The following is a 530-nucleotide window of genomic DNA, read 5'->3' as shown; positions in this document are numbered from 1 at the left end:
GCTACGCCTACCGGCCGCGCGCCCTCGACGAGGCGACCTCCAAGGAGGTCTTCAAGAAGTATCTGGAGACCCTGGACGGCAGCAAGCAGTTCTTCACCCAGGCCGACGTCGACAAGTTCGCCAGCTTCCAGAACAACCTTGGCGCCAACATCGCCTCCGGCCAGCTAGAACCGGCATTTCAGATCTTCGCCGTATACCGGCAGCGGGTGGACGAGCGCATCGCCTACGCGCGCAAGCTGCTCAAGCAGGACTTCAACTTCGACGGCGACGAGAAGTTCGAGTACGACCGCAAGAATGCGCCGTGGGCCAAGGACGACCAGGAACTGGATGCGCTGTGGCGCAAGTCGGTGATGAACGACTGGCTGCGGCTCAAGCTCGCCGGCAAGAAGCCGGAAGACATCCGCAAGACCCTGGACAAGCGCTACGCCAATCTCGACGACTCGGTGAAGGAACTGAAGAGCGAGGACGTGTTCCAGTTCTTCATGAACGCCTACACCAACACGGTCGATCCGCACACCGACTACTTCACC

General features: G+C 60.8%; 1 pseudogene. It reads left to right on the top strand.

Annotated elements, in window-relative coordinates:
* Positions 1 to 530: pseudogene (locus CEK66_RS19445) on the top strand (tail-specific protease); the annotation flags it as partial.

The sequence above is a fragment of the Xanthomonas sp. LMG 12460 genome (assembly GCF_009192895.1).
Lineage (GTDB): Bacteria > Pseudomonadota > Gammaproteobacteria > Xanthomonadales > Xanthomonadaceae > Xanthomonas_A > Xanthomonas_A sontii.
Note: the sequence above shows the minus strand (reverse complement) of the source record. Positions and strands in the feature narration are given on the sequence as shown.